This window comes from Acidimicrobiales bacterium (assembly GCA_036399815.1).
GTDB lineage: Bacteria > Actinomycetota > Acidimicrobiia > Acidimicrobiales > DASWMK01 > DASWMK01.
Map to the genome: position 1 here is coordinate 1 of DASWMK010000222.1, position 5946 is coordinate 5946.

Below are 5946 nucleotides of genomic sequence, written 5' to 3' on the forward strand. Positions count from 1 at the left end.
CCCGGCGATCGTCGCCGGGCGGGCCGCCGGCGCGCCGGCGACCAGCGCCAGCAGCTCGTCCACGGCCGCCCGCTCGTCGTCGTCGGTGACGGCGTGGTGGAGCATGACGCCGACCGGTCCGCCGCCGCGCACGCCGTCGGCCAGCCGCCGCCCCAGCTCGGCCGGCGCCCACCGGACGCCCTTGCGGCCGCCGAACCAGTCGACGGTCACCGGCACCTCGGCGAGGCCGGGGTGGCCGACGCTGCCGGCGCTCTCGTCCCGGGACAGCACCCTCAGCCCGGCCCCGGCCAGGGCGGCCGCCGTCGCGGCCGTGCACCGGTTCCAGGGCGGGGTGAACACGGGGTCGACGAGGTCGCCGAGGGCGTCGGCCAGCCGGTCCCGCCCGGCGGCCACGTCGGCCGCCTGCTCGGCCGGGCTCCTCGCCGGGCCGAACTCGCACTTGCGGCCCTCGGGCTCGTGGTTCACGTGGGCGAAGCCGTGCTGGTGGAGGCGGACGAGGCCGCCGGCCGCCCGCCGGGCCAGCTCCCTGGCCAGCGCCGGCGTGAGCGCGGCGGGGATGACGGCGACGTCCACCGGGAGGCTGTGCGCGTCGAACCGGTCGAGCAGCGCGAACAGCCGGGCGTCGTCCCAGCCGGCGTCGTCGTCCCGGAAGAACACCGGGCAGGGCGCCTCGGCCTCGTCGAGGGCGGCGGCCAGCGGCGCCAGCCAGCCGGTCACCGCAGCACCCCGGCCAGCTCGGCCACGATGCGGGCCGACCGCCGCCGCCCGTCGAGGTCGAGGGCGACGGGCGCCGGCCGGAACCGCACCAGCTCCACGACCTCCTCGGCCAGGCGGTCGCCGTCGAGCTCGGCCGGGTGCACGGCCCGCAGGGCGCCCATGGCCGCCAGCCGCTCGGCCCGCCTGGTCTGCTCGTCCTCGCCGGCGTCGGCGTAGGGGACGACGACGGCCGGCGTGCCCGCCCGCAGGAGGTCGAGGGTGGTGTTGTAGCCGCACTGGCTGACCGACACGGTCGACCGGCGGATCTCGCCGGCCAGGTCGTCGACCCGGGATACGACGTCGAGCTCGGGCGCCTCCGCCGCCCTCGCCCGCAGCTCGGCGAGCGCGTCGCGGGGCAGGAACGGGCCGGCGACGATCGTGGTCGGCAGGCCGGTGCGGCGGTGCACGGCCCCGGCGGCGTCGGCCGCGGCCCGGAACAGGGGGGCGCCGACCATCCCGCCGCCGGCCGACACGAGCACCCGCTCGACCGGCGGGGCGTCGGCCGGCGGGGCCTCGGGGGCGACGAACCCGGTGTGGTGGACGGGGACGGCCAGCGGCGTCCTCGGGTGGAACGACTCCTCCAGCCGGGCGAAGGCCGGGTCGGCGTGGACGAGGACGGCGTCGAACGACGCGTTGGCCCGCCGGCTGGCCCGCTCGTCGTGGCGGCCGCCGTCGTCCCGGCCGACGAGGATGTCCCGCACGCTGCAGACGACGAGGGGCCGGTCGGGGGTGGCGGCGACCGCGTCGAGCAGGGGCAGCAGCTCGAACTCGAACTTGCGCCGCCCGAACGGGTACAGCTCGACCAGCACGACGGCCGGGGCCGTGTCCCGGTAGGTGCGGAGGACGAGGTCGCGGCGGAGGTCCATGGCCTCGTCGACGGTGAGCTCGGGGTCGTGGCTCACCAGCCGGTGCGCCGCGTCGTGGCCGAGCGGCGGCAGGTTCACGAGCCGCACGTCCTCCGGCACCCTGGCCCCCTCGGGCAGGCGCCCGCCGTTCAGGAGCACGACGTCGAAGTGCTCGGCCAGCCCGGACGCGAGCGCCAGGGAGCGCACGAGGTGGCCGAGGCCGAGGGAGTGCTGGCAGTGGAACAGCAGGCGGGGGCGGGTCATGGGACGGCTCCGGTGCGAAGGGTGTCGGCGGCGGCGGCGACCACCCGGTCGAGGACGGGCAGGACGTGGCGGCGCACCCGGTTGACGGCCCGCACCGCCTGCTCGGCGACGAGGGCGGCGGCCGTGTGCCAGGCGAGCGAGCCGGGCGGCGGCGGGGTGCGGACGGCGGCGTAGCCGTCCAGGAAGGCGGCGGCCAGGTGGGCCTGGTCGGCGGGGTCGGCGTCGCCCAGCAGGGCGGCGAGGCGGAGGCGGGCGAGCAGGCTGCCGACGTCGGCGGCGGCCGGCCCGCACCCGGCTTGGTCGAGGTCGACGAGCGCCAGCCGCCCGCCGCCGACCAGCGCGTTCTTCGGGTGGCAGTCGCCGTGGAGGGCGACGGGCGGGTCGCCGGGCGGCGGCCCGCCGGCGAGGGCGGCGGCCACCTCGGCCAGCGGCCCGGCCAGGTCGGGACGGGCGGCGGCGACCAGCGCCGCGCTCCGGGTCACCCTCGGCACGGCCAGGCGGCCGAACGGGCACAGGCCGGGCACGTCCAGCCCGTGGACGGCGGCGACGGCCCGGCCGAGCAGGCCGAGCGCGGGCCGGAGCCGCTCGGCCGGGAGGTCGCCCCAGCGCTCGCCGGGCATGGCCTCGAGCACGAGCAGGTGGCGCTCGGCCGACGACCCGAGCGGGCGGGGCGAGGCCACCGGGAGGCCGGTGCCCCGGAGGCCGTCGGCGACGGCGGCGTAGCGGGCGGCGAGGGCGGCGACGTCGACCGTGCCCGGCGCGTACGCCTTGGCGTAGGCCACGGTGGCGCCGGCGGCGTCGGCGCAGCGCACGGTGAGCGACCGCTCGGGCGCGTACTCGGCCACCTCCGAGCGGACCCAGCGGCCGCCGGCCAGGCCGGCCACGTCGGCCGGCGGCCGGAGCACGTCGGCCAGGCCCCGCAGCCGGCGGTCGTCGGGGAACGCCCACCGCTCGACCCGCCCGCCGGGGAACAGCCGGGTGGACACCAGGCCGCCGTCGACCCGGTGGACGACGCGGAGGCTCTCGCCGATCCGGTACTTGGCCCGGACGAGCGTCGCCGGGTCGAGGAGGTCGTCCCGGCCGGGCAGGACGGGGTCGGGCGCGAGGTCGACGGCGCCGGTCAGCACGGCCGGCGCTCCCACCCGGCGTCCACGGTGACGCCCGTGCGCCACCACACCCGGTCGGTGGCGCCCGGGCGCCCGGCCCGCACGATCACCCACTGCTCCCGGCAGGCGGCGGCCAGCCCCACCGGCCCGTCCCCGGGCACGACGGCGGTGACCAGGTCGACGTCGCGACCGTCGGCGGTGACGACCACGACCGGGGCCGGGACCTTCACCCCGTACTCGGGCGCCACCCAGCCGTCCTCGACGGTGACCTCGCCGCACCAGCGGGGCACGGCCAGCACCACGCCGGGCGCCCGCACCACGACCTGGCGCCCGTCGTCCTCCACCGACGTGCGCCCGTTGGCCTCCGGCGCGAGGTGCCAGCGGGCCTGGTAGCGGTGTGGGGTCGGCGCGGTGAGCCGGTCGTGGACGACCCACCAGTCGTCGCCCACCAGCGCCACCGCCCGGGTGTGGACGGCGTCGTAGGCGGGGCTCGTGGCCCGGCCGACGACGACGTCGAGCCCCGGCCCCGTCCACCGGCCGACCAGGCGGGCCGACGACACCGGGCCCTTCGGCTTCCCGCACCGGTACGGGGTCTGGTCCAGGCCGTCGACGGTGACCGTGCTGTGGCCGGCCGTGCCCTTGAACCAGCGGCGCCACGGCCCGTCGACGTAGGTGTGGCGACCGGGGTCGACGACGAGGGAACGCCCGCCGGCCGCCATCTCGACGCTCAGGTGGTCGTAGTGGCCGTGGCCGCCGTCGCCCAGCGGGCCGCAGTCGACCACGCAGAAGCGCTCGTCGGCGTAGGCCAGCGGCCCGTCGCCCCAGCCGCTGCGCTGCACGCAGTAGCCGCCGACCGGGAACGTCACGTGGCGGCCGGCCGGCGGCGTCCCGGCCCGCCCGCCGGTGGCCGCCCACGTGAGGTCGGGTCGGTCGAGCACGTCGCCGGCCAGGGCCAGCAGGGGCCGGAAGTCGCCCTGGTCGCCATCGGAGAGGGCCGGGGTGGTGCCGTCGGGCCGCTGGACGTGGAGGGCGAAGTCGCAGGCCAGCGCCGTCCGGTCGAGCAGGGGGGCGGGGACGTCGAGGCCGGCCGCCCTGGCGTTGGCGATGGCCCCGACGAAGGACCGCAGGACGATCAGGTGGTAGTCGGTGGAGCACTCGCGGTGGACGCCGTCGTCCCACACGTCGGCCTCGGCGTTCGCGGCCAGCAGGTCGAGCGCGGCCGCGGCCCGCTCCGGCCCCGGGTCGAGCGCCAGCCCGACGAGCAGCAGCGCGTACAGCTCCAGGGTGCGGTGGTTGCGCTCGGGCGTGAGGTGGGCGGCGAGGTGGTCGGCGTCGGCCCGCAGCCGGGCCACGAGCCGCTCGGCCAGGCCCGGCCGCAGCGGCGGATGGCCGAACCGCTGCCAGGCGTAGAGCCAGTTCTGCATGCGGCGGGCCGACACGTCGGAGCTGTCGTGGCCGACCGGGACCTGGTCGCAGAACGACTCGACCAGGTCCTCCCACGCGGCCAGGTGGGCCGGGTCGCCGGTGGTCGAGCCGGCGTGGGCCAGGTCGAGGCCCTCGTAGAGCTTGACCCACTCGATGCGCCACTCGACGTCCCCCGGCAGCCCGCCGCCGAGCCAGTCGGGGCGGCGGCCGAGGTCGAGGGTGACGCCGTTGTGGGTGAACCGGCCGGCGACGGCGTCCCGGGCGACGGCGAGGTCCCTGCGGGTCTCGTCGACCACGCACAGGACCTGGCGGGGGCGGACGAGCGTGGCGGTCACCGGCCCGCCCCCACCAGGAGGTCGGCCATCCGCCCGGCCAGCACGTCGCCGTCGAAGCGGTCGGCGACCGTCGCCCGGCCGGCCTCGGCCAGGCGGGCGGCGAGCGCAGGGTCCTTCGCCACCCGCCACAGCGCGTCGGCCAGCGCGGCGGGGTCGTCGGGCGGCACCAGCAGGCCGTTGACCCCGTCGGCCACCAGCTCGGGGATGCCGGACACGGCCGTGGTGACCACCGGGAGGCCGGCGGCCATGGCCTCGACCATCACGTTCGGGATGCCGTCGCGGTCGCCGCTCGCCACCACCCGGCAGGCGAGGGTGAAGGCGCTGGCGCCCCGGTACAGCTCGACGAGGCCGGCCTGGTCGAGCGGGCCGAGCACCCGGACGACGTCGTGCAGGCCGTGGCGGGCGACCCGCTCGGCGACGGCCGCGTCCTCGGGGCCGGGCTCGCCGGCCAGCACGGCCTCGAGGTCGAGGCCCCGGTCGCGCAGGTCGGCGACGGCGTCGAGCACGACGTCGAAGCCCTTCTTCGCCACCCGCCGGCCGACGGCCACCACCCGGAACCGGTCCGGCCGGCGGGCGGGGGCGGCGGCGGGCAGCAGCCGGGCGAAGTCGGCGTTCAGGCCGTGGTACACGAGGTGGACGGGCGCGCCGGGGGCGACGGCCCGCAGGTGGGCGGCGTTGGCCGCCGTGCAGGTGGCCACGAACGCCGCCGCCCGGGCCTTGCGGGCCAGCAGGCCGGCCGGGTTGAGGTCGGCCTCGTACAGGTCCTTGGCGTGGCCGGTGAACGAGAACGGCAGCCCGGTCAGCATCGAGGCCAGCCAGGCGACCGTGGTGGCGCCGTGGGCGAAGTGGGCGTGCAGGTGCACCACGTCGCCGGCCCGGTCGACGGCGTCGGCGACGGCCACGGCCTGGAGCAGCTCCTTGGCGTAGACCTTGCGGGGCCGCCAGCCCTTCCTCGCCCGCACGGCCTGGGCGGCCGCCGCTGCGGCGGCGCGCGCCAGGCGCAGCGGGTGGCGGCGGGCCGTGCGCCCCAGGGCGGGCAGGAACGGCCGCAGGTTGGCCCGCAGCCAGCGGACGAGCGGCTCGGACGACAGCGACGTCGTCGGCGGCAGGTAGGTGGTCGGCGCCGCGACCCGGTCGACGACCGGGTGGCGCTCGTCCTCGTCCGGCGGGCGCAGGACGTGGAGGCGGATGCGCACGCCCCGCTGCTCCAGCCGC

Annotated in this window: 5 protein-coding genes; all 5 read right to left on the minus strand. The window is 78.6% G+C overall.

All coding sequences use genetic code 11. The features are described 5' to 3' along the window. Positions 1–717, minus strand: a 717-nt coding sequence (locus VGB14_16595; protein HEX9994551.1) for a hypothetical protein, incomplete at its 3' end; no start/stop codon positions are given. After that, a complete protein-coding gene (locus VGB14_16600; GenBank protein HEX9994552.1) occupies positions 714–1865 on the minus strand; it encodes a glycosyltransferase in 1152 nt (383 codons plus the stop codon). The genes VGB14_16600 and VGB14_16595, both read right to left, overlap by 4 nt. Beyond that, positions 1862–3007 (minus strand): phosphotransferase, encoded by a 1146-nt coding sequence (locus VGB14_16605; GenBank protein HEX9994553.1) that lies wholly within the window; start codon positions 3005–3007, stop codon positions 1862–1864. Before VGB14_16605 ends, VGB14_16600 begins: the two co-directional genes overlap by 4 nt. Further along, positions 2986–4731 carry an alginate lyase family protein gene (locus VGB14_16610; protein HEX9994554.1) on the minus strand — a complete coding sequence of 582 codons (1746 nt, stop codon included), beginning with the start codon at positions 4729–4731 and terminating at the stop codon, positions 2986–2988. Before VGB14_16610 ends, VGB14_16605 begins: the two co-directional genes overlap by 22 nt. After that, positions 4728–5946 (minus strand): glycosyltransferase family 4 protein (locus VGB14_16615; protein ID HEX9994555.1); only part of this gene is annotated, 1219 nt, incomplete at its 5' end. The genes VGB14_16610 and VGB14_16615, both read right to left, overlap by 4 nt.

Coding starts and splice junctions, on each gene's coding strand:
- VGB14_16600 (HEX9994552.1), bottom strand. CDS start 1,865: ATGACCCGCCCCCGCCTGCTGTTCCACTGCCAGCACTCCCTCGGCCTC.